The sequence below is a fragment of the Chelatococcus sp. KU-N122 genome, assembly GCF_055391085.1.
This window is the reverse complement of record NZ_AP043981.1, coordinates 2,261,659-2,284,457: the sequence shown is the minus strand read 5'-3', so window position 1 is coordinate 2,284,457 and position 22,799 is coordinate 2,261,659. Positions and strand designations below refer to the sequence as shown.

The 22,799-nt window shown below is 64.0% G+C and carries 16 protein-coding genes; 8 read left to right on the top strand and 8 right to left on the bottom strand.

The window, feature by feature from the left end:
* The first annotated feature begins 84 nt into the window (after window positions 1-84).
* The 5 genes from ACZ5PO_RS10190 (at window position 85) to ACZ5PO_RS10170 (ending at window position 5,291) form a co-directional block, all read left to right on the top strand.
* Window positions 85-528: a YidH family protein gene (locus ACZ5PO_RS10190; RefSeq protein WP_464192920.1), complete on the top strand. Its 444-nt coding sequence runs from the start codon at window positions 85-87 to the stop codon at window positions 526-528.
* 141 nt (window positions 529-669) lie between these two features.
* On the top strand, window positions 670-2,997 hold the full coding sequence (locus tag ACZ5PO_RS10185) for an arylsulfatase (RefSeq protein WP_464192918.1): 2,328 nt from the start codon (window positions 670-672) through the stop codon (window positions 2,995-2,997).
* A gap of 111 nt (window positions 2,998-3,108) precedes the next feature.
* Window positions 3,109-3,972 (top strand): Na+-dependent transporter, encoded by an 864-nt coding sequence (locus ACZ5PO_RS10180; RefSeq protein ID WP_464192916.1) that lies wholly within the window; start codon window positions 3,109-3,111, stop codon window positions 3,970-3,972.
* Window positions 3,969-4,925 carry a formylglycine-generating enzyme family protein gene (locus ACZ5PO_RS10175; protein ID WP_464192914.1) on the top strand — a complete coding sequence of 319 codons (957 nt, stop codon included), beginning with the start codon at window positions 3,969-3,971 and terminating at the stop codon, window positions 4,923-4,925. The genes ACZ5PO_RS10180 and ACZ5PO_RS10175 overlap by 4 nt, the downstream gene beginning before the upstream one ends.
* Window positions 4,926-4,934: 9 nt before the next feature.
* On the top strand, window positions 4,935-5,291 hold the full coding sequence (locus tag ACZ5PO_RS10170) for a DUF1622 domain-containing protein (protein ID WP_464192912.1): 357 nt from the start codon (window positions 4,935-4,937) through the stop codon (window positions 5,289-5,291).
* A gap of 616 nt (window positions 5,292-5,907) precedes the next feature.
* Here the strand turns inward: ACZ5PO_RS10170 and ACZ5PO_RS10165 are convergent.
* From ACZ5PO_RS10165 to ACZ5PO_RS10155, 3 genes are all read right to left on the bottom strand, one after another.
* Window positions 5,908-6,465 (bottom strand): GNAT family N-acetyltransferase, encoded by a 558-nt coding sequence (locus tag ACZ5PO_RS10165; protein ID WP_464192909.1) that lies wholly within the window; start codon window positions 6,463-6,465, stop codon window positions 5,908-5,910.
* Between the two features lie 228 nt (window positions 6,466-6,693).
* Window positions 6,694-7,137, bottom strand: a complete 444-nt coding sequence (locus tag ACZ5PO_RS10160) for a hypothetical protein (RefSeq protein WP_464192862.1) — start codon at window positions 7,135-7,137, stop codon at window positions 6,694-6,696.
* Between the two features lie 76 nt (window positions 7,138-7,213).
* The gene (locus ACZ5PO_RS10155) at window positions 7,214-7,696 is read right to left on the bottom strand and encodes an Hsp20 family protein (RefSeq protein WP_464192860.1); all 483 of its coding nucleotides are present in this window, start codon (window positions 7,694-7,696) and stop codon (window positions 7,214-7,216) included.
* 1,018 nt (window positions 7,697-8,714) lie between these two features.
* Here ACZ5PO_RS10155 and ACZ5PO_RS10150 point away from each other — a divergent pair.
* Complete coding sequence (locus ACZ5PO_RS10150) at window positions 8,715-9,797, top strand: Acg family FMN-binding oxidoreductase (RefSeq protein WP_464192906.1); 1,083 nt, start codon at window positions 8,715-8,717, stop codon at window positions 9,795-9,797.
* A 773-nt stretch (window positions 9,798-10,570) separates the two neighbouring features.
* On the opposite strand, the gene ACZ5PO_RS10145 is transcribed toward ACZ5PO_RS10150, so the two are convergent.
* The 3 genes from ACZ5PO_RS10145 to ACZ5PO_RS10135 all read right to left on the bottom strand — a co-directional run bounded on the left by ACZ5PO_RS10145 (window position 10,571) and on the right by ACZ5PO_RS10135 (window position 12,650).
* A complete protein-coding gene (locus ACZ5PO_RS10145) occupies window positions 10,571-11,509 on the bottom strand; it encodes a polysaccharide deacetylase family protein (RefSeq protein WP_464192904.1) in 939 nt (312 codons plus the stop codon).
* Window positions 11,510-11,697: 188 nt separating this feature from the next.
* Window positions 11,698-12,027: a hypothetical protein gene (locus ACZ5PO_RS10140; RefSeq protein ID WP_464192901.1), complete on the bottom strand. Its 330-nt coding sequence runs from the start codon at window positions 12,025-12,027 to the stop codon at window positions 11,698-11,700.
* Between the two features lie 53 nt (window positions 12,028-12,080).
* Entirely contained in the window at window positions 12,081-12,650 is a 570-nt protein-coding gene (locus tag ACZ5PO_RS10135) for an ATP-dependent Clp protease proteolytic subunit (RefSeq protein ID WP_464192899.1), read from the bottom strand.
* Between the two features lie 428 nt (window positions 12,651-13,078).
* Between ACZ5PO_RS10135 and ACZ5PO_RS10130 the strand changes: the two genes are divergently transcribed.
* Together ACZ5PO_RS10130 and ACZ5PO_RS10125 are read left to right on the top strand one after the other, a co-directional pair.
* Window positions 13,079-13,741, top strand: coding sequence for a LuxR C-terminal-related transcriptional regulator (locus ACZ5PO_RS10130; protein WP_464192896.1), 663 nt, complete (start codon window positions 13,079-13,081; stop codon window positions 13,739-13,741).
* Window positions 13,738-15,114 carry a sensor histidine kinase gene (locus tag ACZ5PO_RS10125; RefSeq protein ID WP_464192894.1) on the top strand — a complete coding sequence of 459 codons (1,377 nt, stop codon included), beginning with the start codon at window positions 13,738-13,740 and terminating at the stop codon, window positions 15,112-15,114. Before ACZ5PO_RS10130 ends, ACZ5PO_RS10125 begins: the two co-directional genes overlap by 4 nt.
* Before the next feature lie 205 nt (window positions 15,115-15,319).
* Here the strand turns inward: ACZ5PO_RS10125 and ACZ5PO_RS10120 are convergent, their stop codons facing one another.
* Together ACZ5PO_RS10120 and ACZ5PO_RS10115 are read right to left on the bottom strand one after the other, a co-directional pair.
* Window positions 15,320-15,853, bottom strand: a complete 534-nt coding sequence (locus ACZ5PO_RS10120; protein ID WP_464192892.1) for a cytochrome b — start codon at window positions 15,851-15,853, stop codon at window positions 15,320-15,322.
* A gap of 418 nt (window positions 15,854-16,271) precedes the next feature.
* Complete coding sequence (locus ACZ5PO_RS10115; protein WP_464192890.1) at window positions 16,272-22,088, bottom strand: hypothetical protein; 5,817 nt, start codon at window positions 22,086-22,088, stop codon at window positions 16,272-16,274.
* Window positions 22,089-22,799: the final 711 nt, after the last annotated feature.

Sequence of the window (22,799 nt, the reverse complement as noted above, 5' to 3'; positions counted from 1 at the left end):
GTTCGCGACATCGGCCTGCAAGCCGGGCTCCCTCGATCCCAAGCTTGGGTTGCGACCCCCCTCACGGTGCGGCCGGAGACGATGATGGCGCGGATCTTCGACGATAACTCGACCGAGCTGTCAGCGCGCCGCACCGGCATGTCGTTCCAGCGAACCCGGATGAGCGCCGACCGCACCCTGATGTCGGTGATCCGCACGGCGCTGTCGTTGATCACCTTCGGCTTCACGATCTTCCAGGTCTTCCAGAAGCTGCGGGATCAGAGCGTGCTCGCCAGTGCAGCGCCGGAACGGAACTTCGGCATCGCGCTCGTGGGCCTCGGCATCGCGATGCTCCTGACCGGCATTCTCTATCACATCCAGTTCATGCTCGCCCTGCGGACGGAGCGTGGGGCGATGACTGCAGAAGGGCTCATCCACGGGGCAAGCCCATTCCCCGTATCGCTGACCTTGATCACGGCCGTGTTGCTGCTCGCCATTGGTATCGCGGCAATTATCAGCATGATATTTCGTATAGGCCCGTTCATCTGAGCGCAATCAGATGATTAACTATCGATGATTCGATCCCGCGTTAAGAATTAAAGAGGTCGATCCGCGAGCGCCGCGCGTCCCGTGGCCGAACAAGCGCGCCAATGGAACGTGCTCAAAACGGGGATATCTAGGAGCCTTGCCATGGATAAGAAGCTGTTCAAGGGTGTCATCAAGATCGACATCCGTGATTCCAAACCGGATTGGGAGCCGTACATTCCGCAGAAGGCGCCCAAGGACGCCCCGAACATCCTGGTCATCCTTTATGATGATACGGGCCTCGCCGCCTGGTCACCGTTTGGCGGCGCGATCGACATGCCGACCGCGCAGAAGTTTGCGGACAATGGACTGCTGTACTCGCAGTGGCACACCACGGCGCTGTGCTCGCCGACACGCTCGACCTTCCTGACAGGACGCAACCATCATCTGAACGGCTGTTCGGCGATCACCGAGGCTTCGGTCGGCTTTCCCGGCGGCCATGGGCGCATTCCGGAACAGTGCGTGACCATCGGCCAAATTCTGCAGGACAATGGGTTCAGCACCTTCTGGCTCGGGAAGAACCACAATGTCCCCGAGCAGGACGTGGCCCCTGGAGGAAGCCGCAAGGAGTGGCCGCTGGCGAAGGGCTTCGACCGCTTCTACGGGTTTCTGGGCGGCGAAACGAACCAATGGTACCCGGATCTCGTGGAGGACAACCGGTTCGTCGATCAGGAATACGGGCCGGAGGACGGCTACCATCTGTCGAAGGACCTTGCCGACAAGGCGATCGGCATGATCAAGGACCAGAAGGCCAGCAATCCTTCGAAGCCGTGGTTCATGTGGCTCTGCCCGGGTGCGAACCACGCCCCGCATCATGCGCCCCAGGACTACATCGACAAGTACAAGGGCAAGTTCGACGATGGCTATGAAGCCTATCGCGAATGGGTGCTCAAGCGCATGATCGACAAGGGCGTGCTGCCGAAGGACACCGCGCTGACGCCGATCAACCCGCTGTCGGAGGACGTGGAGAACAAGGCTGATCACGTGCGGCCGTGGGATACGCTGAATGACGACGAAAGGAGGCTGTTCGCCCGCATGGCCGAGGTCTATGCGGCCTTCTCGGAATACACCGACGTCCAGATCGGGCGACTCGTCAGCTACCTCGAGGAGACCGGCCAGCTCGACAACACTCTGGTGTTCTATTGCGCCGACAACGGCGCCTCGGGCGAAGGCACGCCCAATGGCTCCGTCAACGAGAACAAGTTCTTCAACAACTATCCCGACGACCTTGCCGAGAATATGAAGCTGATCGACAAGCTCGGCGGTCTTGATACCTATGGCCACTACCCCACCGGCTGGGCCGTAGCCTTCTCGGCGCCGTTCCAGATGTTCAAGCGCTACTCTCAGTTCGCCGGCGGCACCTGCGCGCCGTTGATCGTCTCCTGGCCCAAGGGCATCAAGGCGAGAGGCGAGGTCCGTCACCAGTATCATCATTCCGTCGACATCGTGCCGACAATCCTCGAAGCCTGCGGGTTGGATATGCCGAAGGTCTATCGCGGCGTCGAGCAGTACCCGCTGTCTGGTCAATCGATGAAGTACAGCTTCGACAAGGCGGAAGCGCCCACGCCCAAGAAGCGCCAGTACTACGCGATGATCGGTACGCGCGGCATCTGGGAGGAGGGCTGGAAGGCGGCAGCTTTGCACGTGCCATTTGCCGACAAGGGCCAATACGACAAGGACGAGTGGGAGCTTTACCATGTCGATACCGACCGGTCCGAGTCTAAGAATCTCGCGCAGCAGCACCCGGACAAGCTCGAGTCGCTGAAGAAGGCGTGGATGGAGGAAGCCGAAAAGAACCTGGTGCTTCCGCTTGACGACCGGACCTGCGCGGCCATCCTCGGCACTCCGCGGCCCGCGGAGGAGGAAGTGCGAGAGCGCTATGTCTATTACCCCGGAACGGCGCCCGTGCCGGAGGGGGTGGCCGTCAACTGCCGCGGCCGGTCCTACAAGATCCTTGCCAACGTAGAGATCACCGATCCGAGCTGCTCAGGAGTCATCTTCGCGCACGGCTCGCGCTTCGGCGGGCATACCCTGTTCATCAAGGACAGGAAGCTGCACTACGTCTACAATTTCCTCGGCATCAAGCCGGAGCAGACCTTCGTCTCGAAGCAACTCAAACCGGGCAAGTATACGCTTGGCATGGAGTTCATCCGTGACAAGGCCGGCGAGTTCGGCGAATCGATCGGCAAGACGACGCTCTACGTCAACGAGACGATCGTCGCTCAGGGCGAGATGAAGACCCAGCCCGGGAAGTTCACCCTGTCCGGTGACGGCCTCTGCATCGGGCGCGATAGTGGCGATGCCGTCAGCGAGGCATACACATCGCCTGGCGAATTCAACGGTGGAACGATCCACTTCGTCGGCGTCACGGTCGAAAAGGCGCAGTACCTCGACCTCGAGAAACTCGCGGCTGCGGCTCTTGCCGTAGACTGAGCGGCCTGACGACAGCGTGGCGAGAGCGTTCGCCCGCGCTTTCCCCCCGGCTCGCTCTCGCCGCCATCTCATGGCATCCCGCATGGCTCGCCCAGCCCGCAAGGCACCAGCATGACGTTCGACCAGCTCGTGCTGCTGGCGATCAAGGCCAGCATATTTCTCATCGTGCTCGCGCTCGGGCTCAAGAGCGAGAAGGGTGACGCGCTTTATCTTCTGCGCAACCCGTCGCTGCTGGCGCGCTCGATCATCTCCATGAACGTCATCATGGTGGCGCTTGCCACGCTCATCGCAGCGCTCGCCCGGTTGCCCCTGGCGGTGGAGGTCGCCCTGGTGGCGCTCGCCATATCGCCGGTGCCGCCGATCCTGCCTGCCAAGCAAAGGAAGGCCGGCGGCACGGCCTCCTACGCCGTCAGCCTGCTGGTGGCGGCGGCCCTCGCGGCGATCGTCATTGCGCCCGTCACGGTCGGTTTCGTGGGAGGCCTGTTCGGCCGGGATGTCGGGATCTCGCCCGGGAAGGTCGCCGCCATCGTGCTGCTCTCCGTCCTCACTCCGCTGGGGCTGGGCGTCATGGTGCGCACGGTTCTGCCCGGTCTGGCGGCCCGCGTCGCCAGCCCGGCATCCGCCGCGGGCACGCTCCTGCTCCTGGCAGCGGTGCTGCCAGTGCTCGTCACCGCGTGGCCGGCGGTCTGGGCGCTGGTCGGCAACGGCGCGATCCTCGCGCTGGCGGCCCTTTCCCTGATCGGCCTTGCGGTGGGCCACTGGCTCGGGGGCCCGGTCCCGGAGAACCGCGCCGTGCTGGCGCTGGCCACCAGCACACGCCATCCGGGCGTCGCCGTCGCCATCGCCAGCCTCAATTTCCCGGATCAGAAGGGGATTCTCGCGATCGTGCTGTGCCACCTGGTCATCGGCGCGCTCGCGTCGATCCCCTATGTCAGGTGGCGCCGCGCCGCGCTTCATGGGGAGGCGACGGGATGAATGGTCGCGACCAGGCAGACCCGTCGCCTTATCCCGACATGGTCTGGATTCCAGGCGGCGCGTACCTCATGGGCTCGGAAAAGTACTACCCGGAGGAGGCGCCCGTTCATAAGGTCAGGGTGGATGGCTTCTGGATGGACCCAGGCACCGTCACCAACCGCGAGTTCGCACGTTTCGTGAAGGATACGGGCTACGTGACACTGGCCGAGCGGCCGGCCAACCCGCACCATTATCCAGGCGCCTCGCCCGAGCTGCTGGCGCCCTCGTCGATCATGTTCCGCAGGCCTTCAGGTCTGGTGGACATGGGCAACCCCTATAATTGGTGGGTCTATGTGAACGGCGCAAACTGGCGCCATCCGCGCGGGCCGGCGAGCTCGATCAGAAAGCTCATGGATCACCCGGTCGTGCATGTCGCCTGGGAGGATGCCGAGGCCTATGCCAGGTGGGCCGGCAAGGATCTGCCGACGGAAGCAGAATGGGAGTTTGCCGCGCGTGGAGGCCTCGACGGCGCCGATTACGTCTGGGGCAACGAGCTCAGCCCTGGTGGCCGGCGGATGGCCAACACCTGGCAGGGCGAGTTCCCCTACAGGAACACCTTGGAGGACGGCTTCGAATACACTTCGCCCGTCGGCTCATTCCCTGCCAACGGCTATGGTCTCTACGACATGGCCGGCAACGTCTGGCAATGGACATCGGACTGGTATCGGGAGCACGGCACGATCGACGGTCCCTGCTGCACCGCCAGTAATCCGCGCGGTGGAACGCGCGAGGGTAGCCTCGATCCGCGTCAGCCCGACGCGGCGGTGCCACGCAAGGTGACCAAAGGCGGCTCCCACCTGTGCGCGCCAAACTACTGTCGGCGCTATCGTCCGGCGGCGCGCATGGCCCAGCCCGTCGACACGTCGACCTCCCATCTCGGCTTCCGGTGTATCGCCCGACCGGACGGAGCCTGAGCAACGCAGATGGCGCACGAATGGCTTGTCGCCCTCTCAGGTATCATCGCCCCGCTCATCGAGCTCATGGCCCTGGTCGTCATCACGGTGGGCACGATCGAAGCCTTCTTCGCCGGCGTGCGCGCCATGCTCGTCAAGCCGGAGGATCCCCCGGCCGCCCGGGCCGTCTGGCTGCGCTATTCCCGTTGGCTGGTCGCCGGCCTCACCTTCCAGCTCGCGGCCGACATCATCGGCACGTCGGCGTCGCCCAGTTGGAGCGATATCGGGCAACTCGGCGCGGTTGCGGCCATCCGCACCTTCCTCAACTACTTTCTCGAGCGCGAGCAATGTGAAAAGGAGCGGGTGCAGCGGGGCGGCGAGCTATGAACTCTCAGCGGGACCGATGACGCCACCGGCAGAACGCTCCTCTCGATTGGGCCACTCCGTCCGAGCTTGAACGGGCAAGCTTTGGCCTTGAATGGCTCTCAGCGCTCGCAATGGAAGCCTTGGGGCTCGTTCGCCATCCACCTGAGCTGCGCAGGGCCGCCGCCTCGTGGCGGCGGCGCCAGAAGCCCCGCGCATCTCAGTTACGGATCGCGGTAGGAATGCTCATGGCTCATTGACGCCGGCAGCCGCCCCGCTTGTCTCTCCAGACCACTTTGAAGCATTGATGCAGTTGTCGAGGCGCGAGGGCAAACGCTGCTCGTGCGCTCCCGCGTCGGCCCGGACTTCACGTCGGTCATTTCCATCACGCCGAAGGGGAGGAATTTGCTCTCAGCAGACGCCATGTCTGCAGGCGAAAATGGCCCCGACTAGCTAACGCCCGAAATGCAAAAACCCCGCCGACGTGAGCCACGACTGGCTGGCGACGGGGCGGGCTGCGCGGTGACTTCATTGCTCAGACGCTGACAACGTCGCGATTGAAGATGCGACGGTATCAGTGTGGCGGGGCTGGCCCCGGTGCTATCAGGGCCAGCCGTGAAGGACAGCCAATGCTGAGCCCCTAACCATCTGTCCCGAGGAACTCCCGGTCGAGGACGCCCATGATGACGTCGTCATGCCATTCCCCGTCAACCTGGGCGGTCTCTCGTTCTCGACCCTCAAGCACGAAGCCACACTTCTCGTAGGAGCGGATCGCTCGTGTGTTATAGGCGAGAACGCGGATCGAAACTCGGTGGAGGGAGAGATCCCTGAATGCGTATCTGAGCACGAGACGAACGGCTTCGGTTCCGTACCCTTGACCAAGGGCGCCGGGGTCCACAATGCCAACCGCCAGGGAAGCCCGGCAATCTGTCCGATCCAGGCGATCAAGCCGAATCTCTCCGATCAGTGCGCCGCGTACAACAACCCATGCAAACGGGTGCTCCGCTAGACGACGTACCCAGCGCTCCGCTCCATCAATCGTCATCGGGGGCAGATGCGCAAGGTTGCCGCCGAACATCCGTTGGATCTCCGGATCATTGCCGAGAGCAAATCGCGTCTCAATGTCCGACTTCATCGGCGGACGTAGTTCGACGTTCGGCCCCGTGAGGCATGGTAGGGATGTCGCTATCTCGCTCACCCTTCCAGCTTTAGTCAGCCGCGCCGAGCGTAGCGCACTGAGCGCCTTTCGCCGATCCGTCGCATTTTGGTGGCGCCGTGAGGAAATGGATTGCGGCCAGCTCTTGAAGCACACGACATGCGCCTTCAGCCTCCGCTGGTGGGGTTGCCACACGGCTCGACGCTGACCTCCAGAACGCAAAAGCCCCGCCGACGTGAGCCGACGGGGCAAAGTGCAAGCCATAACGCGCTACGCGGCGCAAAGGCTCACCGCTTCTGATCCGGAGTCTTTCGGCCGCGGCCGTGGCATGCGCGCCGGCAGCGGAGGCGGGTCGTCATCGTCGTCATCGTCGTGCCCCCGGCGCACGATCCGCTGGAGCCACCGCGAATTGGCTATCCTAGGCGAGCGTCGCCCTCTCCACGGCATCGGTCGCACGGGCTCTGTGGCGCCGTCGAGCGCGTTCAGCGCATCTAGGATCTCGCCCACCTGCACAAGCGTGCCGTCGTCAAGCTGGCGGTACGTCGGCAGGTTTGCGGGCGCCCGGGCATCCGAGGCCCAATCGGCGAGAATTGCCCTCTTCTCGGCCGCGCATAGCGATGGATCGCGCACGACGTCGGACGGACAAGAGTGCCAGGGCGCGATGAAAACGGCAGCCGCTTCGCTGCGGTTGCGTGCATCAAGTTCTGACGTCATCTCCAATCTCCGCATTCAGTCCTCCCGGCCGAAGCCGAGAGGCGAAGGAACGCAGGTTCGAAAGCTGGGGCTGCCGCTACGCGGCCTTGGCAGGCTCCGCTTCGCGTGGCGCCTCGTCGCGGTTGTCCTGGAGCACCCTGCCTGACGGCGCGCTCTTGATATCGATGCGCCGCGGCTTCAGCTGCTCAGGCACGTCGCGAACGAGGTCGATCGATAGCAAGCCGTTCTCCAGTTGGGCCGCGACGACCCTCACGTGGTCGGCCAAGCTGAAGGACTGCTTAAAGCTGCGCGAGGCGATCCCCTGATGGAGCCATTGCCGCTGACCGGCCTCGGGCGCACGCTGCCCGCTCACGTGGAGCGCGTTGCCGTGCTGCGAAAGCTCGATCTCATCTTGGCTGAAACCGGCGACCGCCATTGAGATGCGGTAGGCGTCCTCGCCGGTCCGCTCGATGTTGTAGGGCGGCCAATCGGCACGGGGCGCGGCGGCTTCCAGCATGTCGAAGAGGCGATCGAAGCCGATCGACGAACGATAGAAGGGTGTCATATCGAAGGTTCGCATAACCACATCCTCCAATGAGCAACATGGGGTACGACGAGCCGCCGAATGACGCGGCGGCTCTTATACGCCAAGCCTTTTTGGCCTCGGCGGCGATCGATTTAGGAAGGACAAAAATCGCGGTCAAGACCGGTCCAGTGATTTTTTTGAACCCTGCGGACCAAAGCGCTGCACGGCAAATGCGACAACTTCCCCACACTCAAAACGACAGCGACATCAATCCATTAGAATTTGTTCACGAACGACTTAATCGAAGTCGCGGACCGAGGCGAGGAACAGCGGATCGAGGCGGCCGCGTCCATCGATATTCGTCGGCCGCCCCGGAACGGCTTGGCTCCAGGAACCACGACGCTCCTGGCGAATACGGTGCACACGATGACCTTCCCAGCGATCTTAAGCAGCGGACACGAGGCGGCGGGGATCAAAACTGGCAGTGCCCTTCCCCTTCGCCACTACCAAGTGGCCGGTATTGGCGGCGGAATGGGGACGATCATGCAGTTCCTCGCCGTCCTAAGCCCAACGTCAGCGATGAAACCGCTGGTTAGTCGATGAGCGTCTGAGGCTCCGGGGATTGCTGGGCAAGCGTCAGGCTTGAGCAAAAGCGTAGGCCGTTTGGGGGCGCCGATGGGGCGCAGGGCGATAGATGGGCTTGTGTCGCGATCGTGACTAGGGCCATCGTGGTGGCGGCCAGCATCTATATGATCCTGCTTGGGACAGCCGTCTCCCCCGAGCGACGCACCCCCCCGCCACTCGACGTGAAGCCGGACCTCACTGGCAGTATCTTTCGCAGCCGGCGCCGAAGACCGGTCAAGCCATAGCAAATTGTCGGTTGTTCCCATCCGTCCGATTGCCCCGCCCCCGCGCGGCCGCGCATGAAGACGCGGTCCCGACGCCTGCGCGTGAGACGAACCCCATTTGGATAAGCGCCTAAGGGTTGAACTTTTGTCGAGGGTGGTGAGTTTTACATCTGTACTGTCCAGCCGACGTCTGCAACCTTCGAGACTGCGCTGAGGAGGAAAGCGTGCCGCAACAGAAATCGCTCTTGCTCGATGATCCGTGGCAGGTAAAGGCAGCCGACTTTCCAAATTCCGGTTCGGCAACAAATAAATTCATATTTCTGCTGAACTATGCAGTTCTTGCCCCCTCGATCCTTAATGTTCAACCTTGGCGTTTCCATCTAGAAGCAGATGCTGTTCTTCTCATGCGTGACGACGCGCGGCGATTGCCAGTGGTCGATCCCGATGGTCGCGAGATAACGATCAGCTGCGGGGCTGCCCTGCTCAACTTCAAAGTTGCGGCACAAGGTTGCGGCGTCGGTGTAAAGATCGATGTGCTGCCGGAGGGAGCAAACTCCAGCGTCCTCGTGAGAGTGAGGCACGCCGATATCTCGGTTCAGCCATCCGATCTGGATGTGCAATTGCGAGATTCGATTCCGTTGCGCCGCACCAACCGCAACCCCTTCAAGCAGTCCGGCCTAGGGAAAGATCTGCTCACTGCGCTTGCTACCGCAGCGAATCTGGAAGGCGGCGTCCTCACCTTCCTTGAGAGTGAGTCGAAGAAGCAGAAGGCGGCGCAGCTTATCGCTAAGGCTGAGCTGGCGCATCGCAACAGCCCCGCATTTCGGACGGAGCTAGCCAATTGGATGCACGACCGCCAGGTCGAAGCTCATGCAAGTGACGAGGCGCGCTGGCGTCTGTCTGGCGGGGCTTCGGGGCAGACGCCTCATCTCAGCTCTCACAGCGATTTATTCATTCAAAGCGCAGCCAACGCCGGACGAATGTTCACCGCTGCAGATAAGGCGGCCGCAGGCCAGCGTGCATTGGCGGAGGGGGCCCCGATTCTGGCACTTCTGAGCACAAGCAGTGACACGTTGGAGGATTGGCTCCGCGCAGGCCAAGCCCTTCAGCGGTCCCTGCTTCTGGCAGCACATGCAGGGGTGTCGGCATCCTATCTCAACGCGCCGATAGAATGGACGAAAGCCCGGACGAGCCTCGCCCGACTGTTTGGGAGTAGGGGTAGTCCTCAGGTCTTGCTGCGTCTCGGCTATGCTGAAGAGATTCCTGCCACACCACGCCGCCGCCTGAGAGACGTCATTGTCGACTGATCCATGCCAATAGGCGATTGCAGATGCGAGCCATCATGTCAAACATGGTAAACGTGCAGAAGCCATCATATGCTACCGTCGGTGTACCATGAGGCGGCGCCAAGCCGCGCGAGCGAGGACGGGGTGTCCGGGATTAGTAGCCGTAGAGCGCTGCATCCACGCGGCCACAGAAGGCCCGATGCCCTCGTTCCGGTCCCTGGTGGCGTGAGCCAGATGGGGCTGACGGTCGTACGAACTCCAGTTGGGAGGCTGGATTAGCGAAGCGGAGCCCACGACACTTTCATTAGCAGCGCCACAGGTACTTAACTTGCCGTCCGACATCGTGACGTCGCAAGATTTGGCGATCTCCTGATCGAGATCGGCGACTTTCAGCCGCGCAAGGCCAACAAGCTTTCGGGTGCCGTCCCTGACCAGGCCGACGTCGCTCAACTTCACACCCGGCCGCTTCTCAAACTCGTCCTTCTCGATTTGCCGGATATCGGTATCCGAGATAAGCGTGCGGTGAACCGCACCTTTCGTGCGCGCGCGGGTTGCGATCCTCTGGGCGCATAGATCTGGCGCAGCGTTGATAATCTATGCGGGGGCGGCGAGTTCGCTATCCGCCAGCTAATGTGCAACGATCGCACGTTTGACGCCTGGGCCTCGACTCCGGTGAAAAGGCGTCAATTCTGGCCCCAATTGTAGCAATGAGGTGCGCACACGCTTCGGGAATGCGCAGCCCTTCCGACGTTAGCCATCAGCGGGCCGCCGGCTACGCAGCGAGACGACAGCGCCTAGGCCCGCGCGGATTTTGGTCCGAACGGGGAGTCCGCCGGCGCCTGCTCGACGCCGCGAACATCAGGGAGTGCCATCTTACGCTTGTCATCCTCATCGTCTACCCACGCCTCGGCGATCTGCTGACATGTGGCGAACCAGACCCCCTCCTTAGACATCATGTGCTCGATGAGCTTTTCATATGCCATGATGTGATGCGCCTGACCAATGATCTGCGGGTGCACGGCCATTGGGTATACTGGGCTCTCGACGCGCTCGTAGGCATAGTCAAAAATGTCACGCCAGCGACGAAACACAACATCCGTGTCGGCTAGCCCTTCCTGCACGCCTCCGATATTCGCAAGAGCGGGAAAGTCATCAAGATACCAGCTGATGGGAATTTCGAGCACCTTGCTCGCACAGCCGGCGACATTTCCTTTCTCCCAATTCACCTGCCAGCGCTGGATACGATACGGCGTAAGATCCCGCGCCATCATGCTGCTGTCGTAGAAAAAGCCGGCCTCTTCGACCAGATCTAGCGTGCTTTCGCTAAACTCCCAATAAGGCGCTCGGTAGCCTGTGGGTCGAGTGCCTAAATGCTTCTTGTATGAAGCAAAGGCCAAGTCCATTAGTCGCGTCTCGGTATCTTTTTTAATTGCAGCGGGGTTTTCGTGGTAGTAGCCGTGATGACCAATTTCATGGCCGTCATCCATTACCTTCTTGGATATTTCGGGAAAAGTATCGACCGTATGACCTGGTATGTAGAAAGAGGTCGTAATAGCCTTTCTCTTGAAAATCTCTAGCAACCGGGGAACGCCGACCTCCGCCCCGAACTGTCCGCGCGACATGAATGACGGCGTCAGGTAGTTGAAACTTCCCAGCCAAATACATTGGGCGTCGAAATCAACACCAAGATTGACTGCAATCTTCTTTCCTGGCGGCAAAGTGATTTTTCCCATGGCAAGCCCCCTGATGGCCGAACGTTGCATGGAAAGAAACTTTATTAACTTAAAGGAAATGAGTCAACCTAGTCTTTCCAGGACCGCCTTTATTGAGCCGGGAGGGCTTTGCGACCCCCCCGATCCGTACTGAGGATGGCCGGTGCCCACCCAAGCTGCTACTAGCCCGCTGATCATGCCGCGCTCGCTCAAGCCGCCAATCCCTCGCCTTGCGGACGAAGAGCGCCGTGCGGATGCGCCCGAAGCGGCGGATCGAAGCGCAGCACGGCGCCAGAACGAGGGCAAGCGATGGCGCGCGGCGGCACGCCAGCTTCAAAGGGCTGCGCGAGCTGGCTGACCTGTAGCTCGTTCAGGGCTGGAATTGCCGGAGGACGCCCATGAAGCCCCTCCAATACCCGCGCCCGAGAGCTGCCGCCGATCGTCGCGGCAGCGCTGTGGGCAGACGACACGTACCGCTGACCGGCGAGCCGCTCGTCGTCACCCGCGAGATCTATGCCCTGCTGCGCGCGGCACATCATGGTCGAGGCTCCTTGTCGAATAGCGTGGACGCGGGACGGGGGGCCCTGACGCATCAAAGCACCCCTTCAATGAGGCCGAGTTCTTGGGCTTCGCTCGCCTCCAAGTACCAGTCCGAAGGTGTGCGCTCCAAGACCTCCGCCATCGTGACTCTCGAACCGCGGACTAGATTCTCAAAACCCTCATTCTGGATAGTGATCGAGCTCTCGATCTCATGCAAAGCTGCCTTGACGCTCGCAACGCACGTCGTCAGCGGTCCCTCAAGGTTGAGTTGCTTGGAAAGCTTCCGCTCGTGGATCATCAGGCGCGTACCACGGGTCAGAAAGCGGTTGGGCTTCGCAAAGAAGCTCATGAAAGTACAGCCGGCAGAATAGATCGCCGCCTTGCCAAGAAACACGAAGCGACGTCCGGTGCCCATGTCGCTGTGGAACCGTATGTCTTCTCCCATCATCCGAGCGACCTCGGGATCGCCGCCCAAGGTCGATAGCTCAACCACTACGAGCTCTCGCGAGGCGGCGCCGTCGAGCTGCCCGCGGAAGCTCTGATACATCGAATAATCGACAGGCCCGGACAGCAGGATGGCGGGCGAGCAGAAATCGGCCGGCGAAAGTGGCCTCAGATCCATGTGTACCCCCAAATTGGATGCCGCGTATGAGCGTCTGGGATGCATGAGACATACCAAGCCGCCGACCACCGCGACGAAATGGCCATGGCCCGCGGACTCGTTCCGGGAATCAGGGCAATCGCGACAATTGCGGCCGTCGCCCACGATCTCCACCGCGTGTGGCCGAACGCCTCATCGTCAGCCCCCCGCGGGCGGCAAAGCGAAATTCCGGCCACGATTCGCAGGTGGATCGGAACAGATCATCATAATGTTCCAACGTGAAGGCGGAACGACCTCAGCCGGGGATGCCGGCCGGCCATGGAGCAGCCGCCTGGCATGTTCTGTCGGCCACCCCACAAAATGGACTTCCAGGATTCCGCCGATAGACTGCCGCGCGACGGAACGACCCCCGGATTCTGGGTCATCGAGCCCGGCGGGAGAGCTGCATAATGGCCGAGGCGGCCGGACGAACGCTCATCGTGGACGATCATCCGATCGTTCTCTATGGCTTGCGCTTCTTGTTGCAGGACACCCCGTCCTTCTGGATCTGCGGCGAGGCTTTGGACGCGGATGGCGCACGAGAGCAAGCGGCGCGGCTGCAGCCCGACTATGTCATCCTCGATCTCGTGCTCGGCGGCCGCGACGACATCGGTCTGCTGCAGGACATTCTCGTCTGCGCGCCGGCCACTCGGGTGCTGGTCTACTCCAGCCAGAACGAATGGCGCTTCGCGAGCCGCTGCATTCGTGCCGGAGCGCGAGGCTATGTCGCCAAGTCCGACGGGTTGGAGGCGGTAGCGCGTGCGCTGGACATCGTCGCCGCGGAGGAGATCTATATAAGCGATGCCGTGCGCAGGCGCCTCACCGATGCGTTCGCCACGCCTTCCATCGATCCGCAATCGATCAGCATCGACCAGCTATCCAATCGCGAGCTGCAAGTTCTGCGCATGATCGGGCAAGGCCAGTCGAGCCGCAACATAGCAGATGCACTCCACCTGTCTGCTAAGACCGTGGCCACCTATTACGAGCGGATGAAGATCAAGCTCAAGATTGACAACTACCGGGATCTCGAGGCCTTTGCACGCAGCTATGTCGAGGAACGTCACCGGCCATGAGTGCCCGATCCGCGCTACGGCATTTGCTGGACCCCCTCGGTGGGGACGACCTCGCCTCGCCGAACCGCAACTTGATGCTGAATTTGCGCCGCACGGAGCTGGCGGCCGTTGCCATGATCTTCAATGCCTCCATCGAGGGCACGTTCGCCATCTTCCGGCAGAGCACGCTCCTGATCGCGCTTGCAAGCTTCGTCGTCCTCGCCGGCTGCGTGTTCGTCGTCGTCGCGAGGCGGGCTCAGTGGAGCGGCGCGATATCGTTCCCGTATCTTCCCGAGATCTTCGTGATCTTTGCCCTGTGCGCATCGCATGCGGCGGGCTATCTCCTCTCGGTCGGCGGCCGGATCGCTGTGGGCAATGCCATGGTCTTTCTCGCTGCCGCAGCCTTCTTTTTCATTCCGCCGCGGCGGTTCGCCCTCATCGGGGCAGCCACGTTCGCCTGCTACGTCCTTTGGGTCTCCAGCCTCGATGCGACGGTGTTCGACAAGGCTGTAGGCATCTTCAATACCGGCCTTGGCATTATCGCAGGTGTCTTCGGACGGCGTAGTCTGCATCGCATGCAACAGGTGGAGCTCCGGCAGCGACGGCAGATCGCAGAGCAGAACCAGCGGCTGGTCGAGAGCAATGCGGAGCTCAACGGGCTCATGGCAATCGCTGCGCACGATCTGCGCAGTCCACTTTTCGGGTTGCGCAACCTGCTCGGCCTCGCCGCCAGCCGGCGAGCGATCTCTGCGCAAGCCATGCGAGGGCTCCTCATCGAAGCGAACAGCAGCATCGATGCGATGCTGGAGCTGATCGGACGAATGCTGGAGGCTCATGCGGCCGAGGAGTCGACGGAGCCAGTGCTGCAGCCCCACGATCTGCGCGAGCGGCTTGCGAATCTGCGCGAGCGGACTGGACCCATGGCTGAACGCAATCGCGTCGAGCTTGTTCTGCGCTGTCCGAGCCACCCCGTCAGCGCACGTGTCGATGCCGAGATGCTGGACCAGATCTTGGACAATCTTGTCTCCAATGCAATTCGGTTCTCGCCCGCCGATTCGCGCGTCGAATTGAGGGCCGGCATCGCTGATGGCCCTTTCATTGAGATCGCTGACAACGGCATCGGCATTCCCGAAGACGAGCGCGCGCTGCTGTTCACGAAATTCCGCCGCGGTCGCCGCCAGCCCCTGAACGGCCATCGCGGCTCCGGCCTCGGGCTCTATATTGTGCGCACGCTTGCCCAGGCGATGCGGGCCAAGATCGGCTACGAGCCAGGGGCGGCGGGCGGCTCCACCTTCCGCCTGGAGTTAGAGCGCGAGCCATGCGACCCGCGGCATGATCCGGCGCCAAGCCCTAGAGAATTCAGAACATCTGGACCAGTATATACTATCATATGATATTCTATTTTCAGTACATGAGTGAATATTATAATTATTAAGTTTGTCGTCGATTGGTGCGCAACTGTCTATACGTTCCAGCACAGCTGCGGTGGGCCGCATTGGCGATGGCAAACCGGAGGCCGAGTGGGCGATCATCGCTCCGCTGCTGCCGAATGAATAAGCCGCGGGGCGTCACGTGTTGAACGACCGTTGCGTGGGACGCTCACAGCGGCCACATGCGGCCGAGCACCTCATCCTTGAGGACAAGACGATGAGCCAACGCAGCCCCGGCGTGCACTGCCATCAGTCCTCCAAGTGACAGACCGAACAGGTTGTGCATTGTCCAGAGCACGTCCGACAGCGCCAGGTTGTTGTCGACGACGGCCGGCAAGGTGACAGACCAGAAGACATTCATCGACTCGCCATACGCGTTGGTGCCGACCCACCCGATGACCGGCATAGCGATCAGAAGGACATAGAGAGCGGCGTGAACGCTTTCGGCCAGCACCCGTTGATAGCGTGGGATCGATGAAGGCAAGGACGGCGGTTTGTGCGTCAATCGAAAGGCCAGCCGCACCACGATGAGCATCAGCACCACGATGCCCAGAGACTTGTGCAGGTTGAACAACCAATCCTGGAACGCATTCCACGGCAGATAGTTCACCGCGATGCCCAGCGGCACCATGCCTATCACGATGACCGCCATCGTCCAGTGCAGCAATCGCGCGGTCCGGCGGTATCGGGTCGGCGTCGACATGCGAGGCGACGGCGCGTGCATCGAAGCGCTGCTGCGGCTAACGCTTGTAACCGCCAAGCTTTCGGGCGGCATAGTCGATGGGGGCCCCACGACAGCATCATCGGGCCCAGTAAGCTCTCCGTCGGACCAATTGGCGGATGAGTTCCGGTCGCTGCTGTTGCTACCCATCCGCTCGCGCGTCGCCATGGCTCCGCTCCCGGCTAGAATGCCCAATCTTGGCCGCCCCAGCTGTAGCTGAGCTACACGCCACTAGATGAAGATATCGACTGGCGCGCGATACTGATAACTTATTCGGGTCGACTGCCCTTCCGTCAAGCTCGGACGATTGCACCCAAGCACAAAGCACACTGGCTCGCGCGCCCGTTCTGTGCACCACGCACAATCAGTATTTCAACTGCAAGTGCGACCGTCGCATCGCTCAGAATCGGTATTCGACCTTCAGCGCGCCGGCGTTCGACTCGTAGCCGTCGCCGTAGGCCCCCGTGTATTCGAGCTTCGCGCTCCAGGGGCCGCTGTCCATCACCTGGGCGCCGACATTGACCAGAGCCATCTGCCTGGGCAGGACCGTCTGCGTCCGGAAGCTGCCGGCGCCGATGGGCGCGTTGACGAAGCTCGCATCCGCGGTCCACCCGTTGTCGCTGGCCAGCAGCGCGCCTGCCGCTGCATAGAGGCGCACTGTCGAGCCCGTGCCGAGAGCGATCCGGGTGCCGGCCTCCAGCATCGGCGCGACCATGAAGCGGACGGCACCCTCGCCCTTGACGCGCATGTTCAGGGCCGTGCCGACCTCCGTGTAGCCGTCAGTATGGCCGTAGATGGCGTGAGCATCGATGGAGGGCTTGAGGTACCAATCGCCGAACGGCAGTGCATAGGCCACGCGGCCATGCAGACCGGCGTACTGCGCGCCGAACGATGCGCTGGTGATGTCCGCCGCGCCGTTGACGCCGAGGTAGCGCGAGCTGTCGTAGCGGCCGAAGCCGCCGTCCACCGCTACCGCGAACTGCCAGCGATCCCACTCACGCTTCAACACGAGGCCGGCGGCGCCTGTGTTGCCGTCGAGGTCGGTGATGGCGCCGCCCGCCGACTGCGTGGTCGACCCGTAGGCCAACGAGCCGCCGAGGAACCAGCCGTCGGCAATCTCCTTCTGGCCGCCGACCTGAAGCACCGCACGGTTCTGGCCGAAGCCGGCGAGCCCGCCGGATGAGGCCACGCTGGCGCGGCTCGCACCCGCCCGGCCCCACACGCAATCGCGCTCGCGCCAAGCCGGTCCCTGCCCCTCGAGCGTCGGGCAGTTGTTCATGTTGGCGACGAAGTCCACGCTCGCCTGCGGCTGCAGCGCGCCGACCCGCGTGGCTGCGGTGCCGGCCAACCCACCGAGCACGCCGGCGTAGCTCGCCGTATCGCCCACCGCATTGGCGAGCTTGAGGAACGCGCCGCTCATGCGGCCGGCGTCGTCCGTATCCCAGACCCGCTGCAGATAGTTCGCCGCCGCCTGCTGGGACACGCCAAGAACGGCGTTGTCGTCCTGCAGGTGCGGCTTTGCCGCCACCTGGAGGGTCGAGCCGACGACGCTCGCCGCATAGCTGAACAGATGGCTGCCGGCGAGCTGCGGGCTGGCGCCAAGGCTCGGACCCAGCGTCAGTCCGCCGTCCGCCTGCAGCACCGTCGCCGGCGTCTTGCTCAGGCTCAGCGGGTTGACCTTGATGGTGCCGTCGATCACGGCGGCCTGAGTGACGTGCAGCAGGTCGGCGGTGCGGCCCACATGGTCGACGTCGAGCACCAGGGTCCCTGTCCCCGTCTGCGTGAGCTTGCCGTCGAGTTGCACCGTCGCGGTCCGGCCGACATCGCCGACGACGAGCTTGCCGTCGTTGATGAACCGGCCGCTGCCGCCGAGATTGACCGCCTGCGTGGTGATGAGCGTGCCTGAGTTGTAGTTGTGCACGACGCTCCCAGGGGTGAGCGAGGTGCCGCCGGTGATCGTGCCGTAGTTCTCCACGTCGACGGTGCCGACGGCGTTCGCGACGCTGATGCCGCTGGCCGCCGAGATCGTCCCGTAGTTGGTGATCGAGCCCCAAGCCCCCCCATTGATGAAGATGCCGGCGGCGCTGCCCGACCCGCCGCTGACGGACGCGGTGGTGTTGGTCGTCGAGCCGACATTGATCGTGACCGCCGTGCCAGCGCCGTTGGGCCCAGTACTCTCGGCATAGATGCCATGCGAACCGCTTCCGCTTGCGGCCACGGTGCCGTTGACGTTGACCGTGACCGCGCCGCCGATACCGACGCCTGTCGCTCCCGACCAGCCGTTGACGGCGCCCGCCGCGGTGGTGACGCGACCGCCGCCGCCACCGACGCTCTGGGCGAAGATCGCCGGGGCGTTGACGCCGCTCGTCACCACCGATCCGCCCTGGTCCACGGTGACCGTGACCGGGCCGCCGTTGCCGATGCGCAGGCCGTTGCCGGCAAACGCGACGAGGTTGGAGGCCCCCGCTGTATCGCCGCCGAAGCCGCCGCCGCCGCCGATGCTCTGTGCGAGAATGCCGATTGCCCCATCTCCGCTCGTCGCGATGCTGCCCAGCGTCTCGACGGTGACGGGGCCGCCGTTGCCGACGGACCATCCGGAGCCGAAGAACGAGGTCCCGGTCGGCGTGCCGCCCATCATGAGGCCGCCGCCGCCGCCGATCGACTGCGCGACGATGCCGTGGGCGTCGCGTCCGGCCGTGACGATGCTGCCGGGCTGTGCGCTCGCTGTTCCGCCTGTGCTGCCGTTGAAGACGTTCACTGCGCCGCCGTCAGCGCACCCCTGCGACCTGCAGGTGCCGACCGAGCCGCCGAAGGTGAGCCCGATCTGGTAGGTGTCGCCGGTGAGGTCGGCCCCGCCGCCGGTGTTGGTGTCGGTCGACAGCGTCTTGACGAAGCCACCGCCGCCGCCGATCGACTGCGCCACGATGCCGATCGAGCGGTGGCTCTGCGTCAGGATGGCGCCGCCGCCGTTGTCGACCGTCACGGTGTTGCCGGTGCCGGCGGCACCGCCGTCGCCGCCGACTGCGATCGCGACACCCAGCAGGCCGGTCTTCGCGCCGGAGAGGCCGCCCTTGCCGCCACCGCCACCGATCGACTGGGCGACGATGCCGTTGGCGAGCCCGCCGGTCGTCGTGATGCTGCCGCCGGTGTTGGACACGTTGACGACACCGCCGCTGCCGCCACTCCCCCCAGCCCCGCCGACGCCGAAGGAGGACGACGGATCGAGGCCGCCGGTGGAGGCTGAGGCAGCTCCCGCCGAGCCGCCCCCGCCGCCGATCGATTGCGCCCAGATGCCATCCGACATCTGGCCGACAGTGCCGATGCTGCCGCTGTTGGTGACGGTCACGGTGCCGACGGCATCGCCACCACTGCCGCCATAGCCGCCGACGGCCACTTTGAGCTTGAACATGCCGATGCTGCTGCCGTCGCTGGCGCCACCGCCGTCCTCCGACAGGCTATTCAGGTCGTTTGCCGCGTTTCCGGTCGATGCGCGTCCGCTGCCGATCAGCGCGTTGGCCATGCTGATCAGGCTGTTGATGTCGGTCTTTCCGGCGACCTGCGCGGCGGCGTTGGCGTTGACGTTGCCGTTCTGATCCACGAGGGCGCCCAGGCCGAGGTTGAGTCCATTCTGGAGGCCGGTCGCGGCATTGCCGTTGCCTCCGGCATTGTCAGTCGTCTTGCCCCCGAGTGAGCTTCCCGCCTTGCCGCCGGCGCCCCCACCACCGCCGATCGATTGCGCGTAGATGGCCGTTGCGTCGGCGCCGAAGGTGACGATCGAGCCGCTGTTGGTCGCAGTGACGTTACCGCCGCGGCCGCCGCCCGCGCCGCTGCCGCCGGTATTGACCGCAAGGCCCAAGGTGCCGCCCGACTGGGTCGCCGCAGCGCCGCCGCCAGCCCCACCGCCACCGCCGATCGACTGAGCCAACATGCCGTAGCCGGCATCGCCGAGGGTCAGGATGCCACCGGCATTGCTGACGTACGCCGTCCCGCCGTCGCCGCCGGAGCCAGCCGTGCCGCCGAGCGAGATGGAGGAACTGCTGCTGGTGCTGCCGCCTTTGACTACGGCGTTGCCGTCACCGCTGCCACCGGCACCACCGCCGCCGCCAACCGCTTGCGCGAGCAGACCCATGCCGCTTTCGCCCGTGGCGATGATCAACCCTGTGTTTTCGGCATCCGCCGTCCCCGCGGCGGAGGAGACGCCGCCACTGCCGCCGATCGACAACGCCGTATTGATCGAATAGCCCTGTCCATTGACCGTCGAGCTCGCCGTGGAATCGCCGCCGGCACCACCGCCGCCCGAGATGCTCTGCGCAACGAGGCCCGATGCGCCGGCACCGCCGACCGCGATCAACCCGCCGTTGCCGATGCCGACGTTGCCGGCTTGTCCGCCGTTGCCGCCCGACCCGCCGATGCTGGCGCTCAAGGAGATGTTGAGGAGCGGCGGATCCTCATCGGAGTCCACGGCGATCGTATAGGCTTGGGCGACCGAGGCTCCGCCGACACCGCCGCCGCCGCCGATCGACTGGCCGACCAAGCCGTACGAGTCGGCCCCCGTGGTGAAGATCGTGCCGCCGTTGACGATGCGGTTGGAAGCTGAATCCCCGACCGGGCCACCGTTGCCCCCACCGCCACCGGAGCCACCGACGGTGACGGCCGATCCCCACAGGACCGAGGTGGTGAAGCCGATGGCCGAGCCGCCGGCGCCACCGCCACCGCCGATGCTCTGGTACAACATGCCGGACGAATGCTGGCCGCCGGTCTGGATGGTGCCCGAATTGCCACCCAGCACGGTGCCCCCGCCGCCCGCGCCCGCGCCCGAGCCACCGACCAGATAATTGACGATGGCCGTGCTGCCGGTGGCCGAGCCGCCGGTGCCGCCGCCCCCGCCAATCGATTGCGCCGCAATGCCACCGGACCGATCACCGTAGGTCCGGATCGCGTTGTTCAGCGTGACCGACACCGTCGAACCGTTGGCTCCGCTGTTCCCGTCGCCGCCCACGGCGAAGCCGCCGCCGCTATCTGAGCCGCCGCCGCCTCCACCGCCGCCGAGCGACTGTGCCAGGACGGCGATCGCATCCGCGGCTGCTGTTGAAATCGACCCACCGCTGCCGGCGATCGTGACCGCATTACCGTCTTGAGCCGTGCCACCGGCGCCTCCGCCGCCGGTGAACCCGTTCGCCGTGCCACCGGCCCCGCCGTCGCCACCGGCGGATCTGGCCATGATGCCGATGCCAGCGGTGACTGAGATCGAGCCGTTGATGGTGGCCGTTATGGTCCCGGCAGTGCCGCCGTCGCCGCCATTGCCACCCTGGCCGCTGTCGGCTGTACCGCAGTCTTTGGGGTTGGTCGGGCTGCACTTGTAAGCATTGCCCCCGTCACCGCCATTGCCGCCCGAAGATACCACCAGCAGGCCATAGCCGGCCCCCGCCGTGATCGTGGCACCGCTCGCCAGAGTCAGGCTGACATTGCCCGCATTGCCGCCGTAGCCGGCGTCGCCGCCCATGATCTGAAGCGCACCGGTGATGTCGTTTGCCCCATTGCTCCCGACGCCGCCTGAGCTGGCTGCCTGCACGCCCCATTGTGCGCCCGTGACATTGCCGCCGAGCGTCAGGACGACGTCCGACGCATTGCCGCCGTTGGCTCCATTCGACGCATAATGACCATAGCCGCCGTCTTGGCCCGGTCCGCCGCTCCCTCCCATGCTCCAGGCCCGCAGGCCGACGACGGTCGAGATATCCCCCTGGCTCGTCGCGACCGTTCCGGAGAAGCTGGGAATGGTGACCTCGCCAGCGTCGCCGCCGACCCCGGGGTTACCGGCATTGCCGCCCAGCGCACCGCCGTGGGAGCCGGCGCCGCCAGTGCCGCCCTGGCTCAGAAACGACACCAGCGCGTCGCCGCCAACGACCCCGGTCACGGCAATACCCTGGCCGACCGTGATGTTGTGGACGCCGCCGCCATAGCCGCCATGGCCGCCGGAGGCGCCGTCGCTCTGGGCTGCACCGCCTGCGCCCCCGACGTTGTAGATGTCGATGCCCGCGTTGCGGTCGAGGCCAGTCCAACCCGTGCCGACGTAGGTGGCCGTTGTCGGAAAGCTTGTCGTGAAGTCCGCGTTGCTGGTGCCAGTGTGGCCGGCCGTCGGCGGCTGGATGCCGATGACGCAATTCTGGCCGTTGGTCGTGCCGCAAGCATAGAAGACGTCTTGCGCTAAGCTCGGCATTGCCGCGGCGAAAGCGACAATCGAGCTCAAGGCGGTCGTTGCCAACAGTTGCGACGAAACGCGTGGCCGGCGGCAGCCTTGATCGGGCGTCATGGTGCCCCCTGCACAAGCACGATCAATCATTGTGTCCCGAGCCCCCTCTCTCTCTCGCCGCTTCATAGCGGGCCGCGTCGGCCGGCCGCGGTTCGCAAACGTTGGCCGTCAGAACGCTAGCAGCGTGACGACTGGCGGGATGTCGGGCGGGAACCCACAAGGTGCGATTTTTGACGACGGGTCTCTGCCTCACCGCGGGCGGCGATCCCCTGCGCGTTCTCAACGGGAAGCCGCCGGCGCACGGTCGGGCTGCGCGGCCTCATCGACCAGTCGTGCCATGAGACGGTTGAGGGCCGAGACCTTGGCGCCGGATCAGAAAGTCGGGCTGCCGTCACGTGGATTCGGCGATCGCCGTCCTTCGCACCCGCGCCTAATCACTAGCAGATACGCGCGGGATGCGCCTTCGCCTGTGTTGATACGTCGCCCGACACGCCGAAGATGTCGTTGCTCAGCGACCGTTTCGCCATCCGTAGCGATTCTCCAGGATGCGGATCCCTACTGCTCGACGAGGCGACGTTGAGCATTGATGCTTTAGTGCAATCCGCTTCTCGCCGCTCTCTGAAGCAGCGGGTTAGCCGTTCTTCGCAGTGACGGTCAATCGATCCCTACACATACGCC

Bases quoted from the DNA above. Each gene is read 5' to 3' on its own strand.
- ACZ5PO_RS10190 (WP_464192920.1), top strand. From the start codon at position 85: ATGGCGCGGATCTTCGACGATAACTCGACCGAGCTGTCAGCGCGCCGC.
- ACZ5PO_RS10185 (WP_464192918.1), top strand. From the start codon at position 670: ATGGATAAGAAGCTGTTCAAGGGTGTCATCAAGATCGACATCCGTGAT.
- ACZ5PO_RS10180 (WP_464192916.1), top strand. From the start codon at position 3,109: ATGACGTTCGACCAGCTCGTGCTGCTGGCGATCAAGGCCAGCATATTT.
- ACZ5PO_RS10175 (WP_464192914.1), top strand. From the start codon at position 3,969: ATGAATGGTCGCGACCAGGCAGACCCGTCGCCTTATCCCGACATGGTC.
- ACZ5PO_RS10170 (WP_464192912.1), top strand. From the start codon at position 4,935: ATGGCGCACGAATGGCTTGTCGCCCTCTCAGGTATCATCGCCCCGCTC.
- ACZ5PO_RS10160 (WP_464192862.1), bottom strand. From the start codon at position 7,137: ATGACGTCAGAACTTGATGCACGCAACCGCAGCGAAGCGGCTGCCGTT.
- ACZ5PO_RS10155 (WP_464192860.1), bottom strand. From the start codon at position 7,696: ATGCGAACCTTCGATATGACACCCTTCTATCGTTCGTCGATCGGCTTC.
- ACZ5PO_RS10145 (WP_464192904.1), bottom strand. From the start codon at position 11,509: ATGGGAAAAATCACTTTGCCGCCAGGAAAGAAGATTGCAGTCAATCTT.
- ACZ5PO_RS10140 (WP_464192901.1), bottom strand. From the start codon at position 12,027: ATGATGTGCCGCGCGCAGCAGGGCATAGATCTCGCGGGTGACGACGAG.
- ACZ5PO_RS10135 (WP_464192899.1), bottom strand. From the start codon at position 12,650: ATGGATCTGAGGCCACTTTCGCCGGCCGATTTCTGCTCGCCCGCCATC.
- ACZ5PO_RS10130 (WP_464192896.1), top strand. From the start codon at position 13,079: ATGGCCGAGGCGGCCGGACGAACGCTCATCGTGGACGATCATCCGATC.
- ACZ5PO_RS10125 (WP_464192894.1), top strand. From the start codon at position 13,738: ATGAGTGCCCGATCCGCGCTACGGCATTTGCTGGACCCCCTCGGTGGG.
- ACZ5PO_RS10120 (WP_464192892.1), bottom strand. From the start codon at position 15,853: ATGTCGACGCCGACCCGATACCGCCGGACCGCGCGATTGCTGCACTGG.
- ACZ5PO_RS10115 (WP_464192890.1), bottom strand. From the start codon at position 22,088: ATGCCGAGCTTAGCGCAAGACGTCTTCTATGCTTGCGGCACGACCAAC.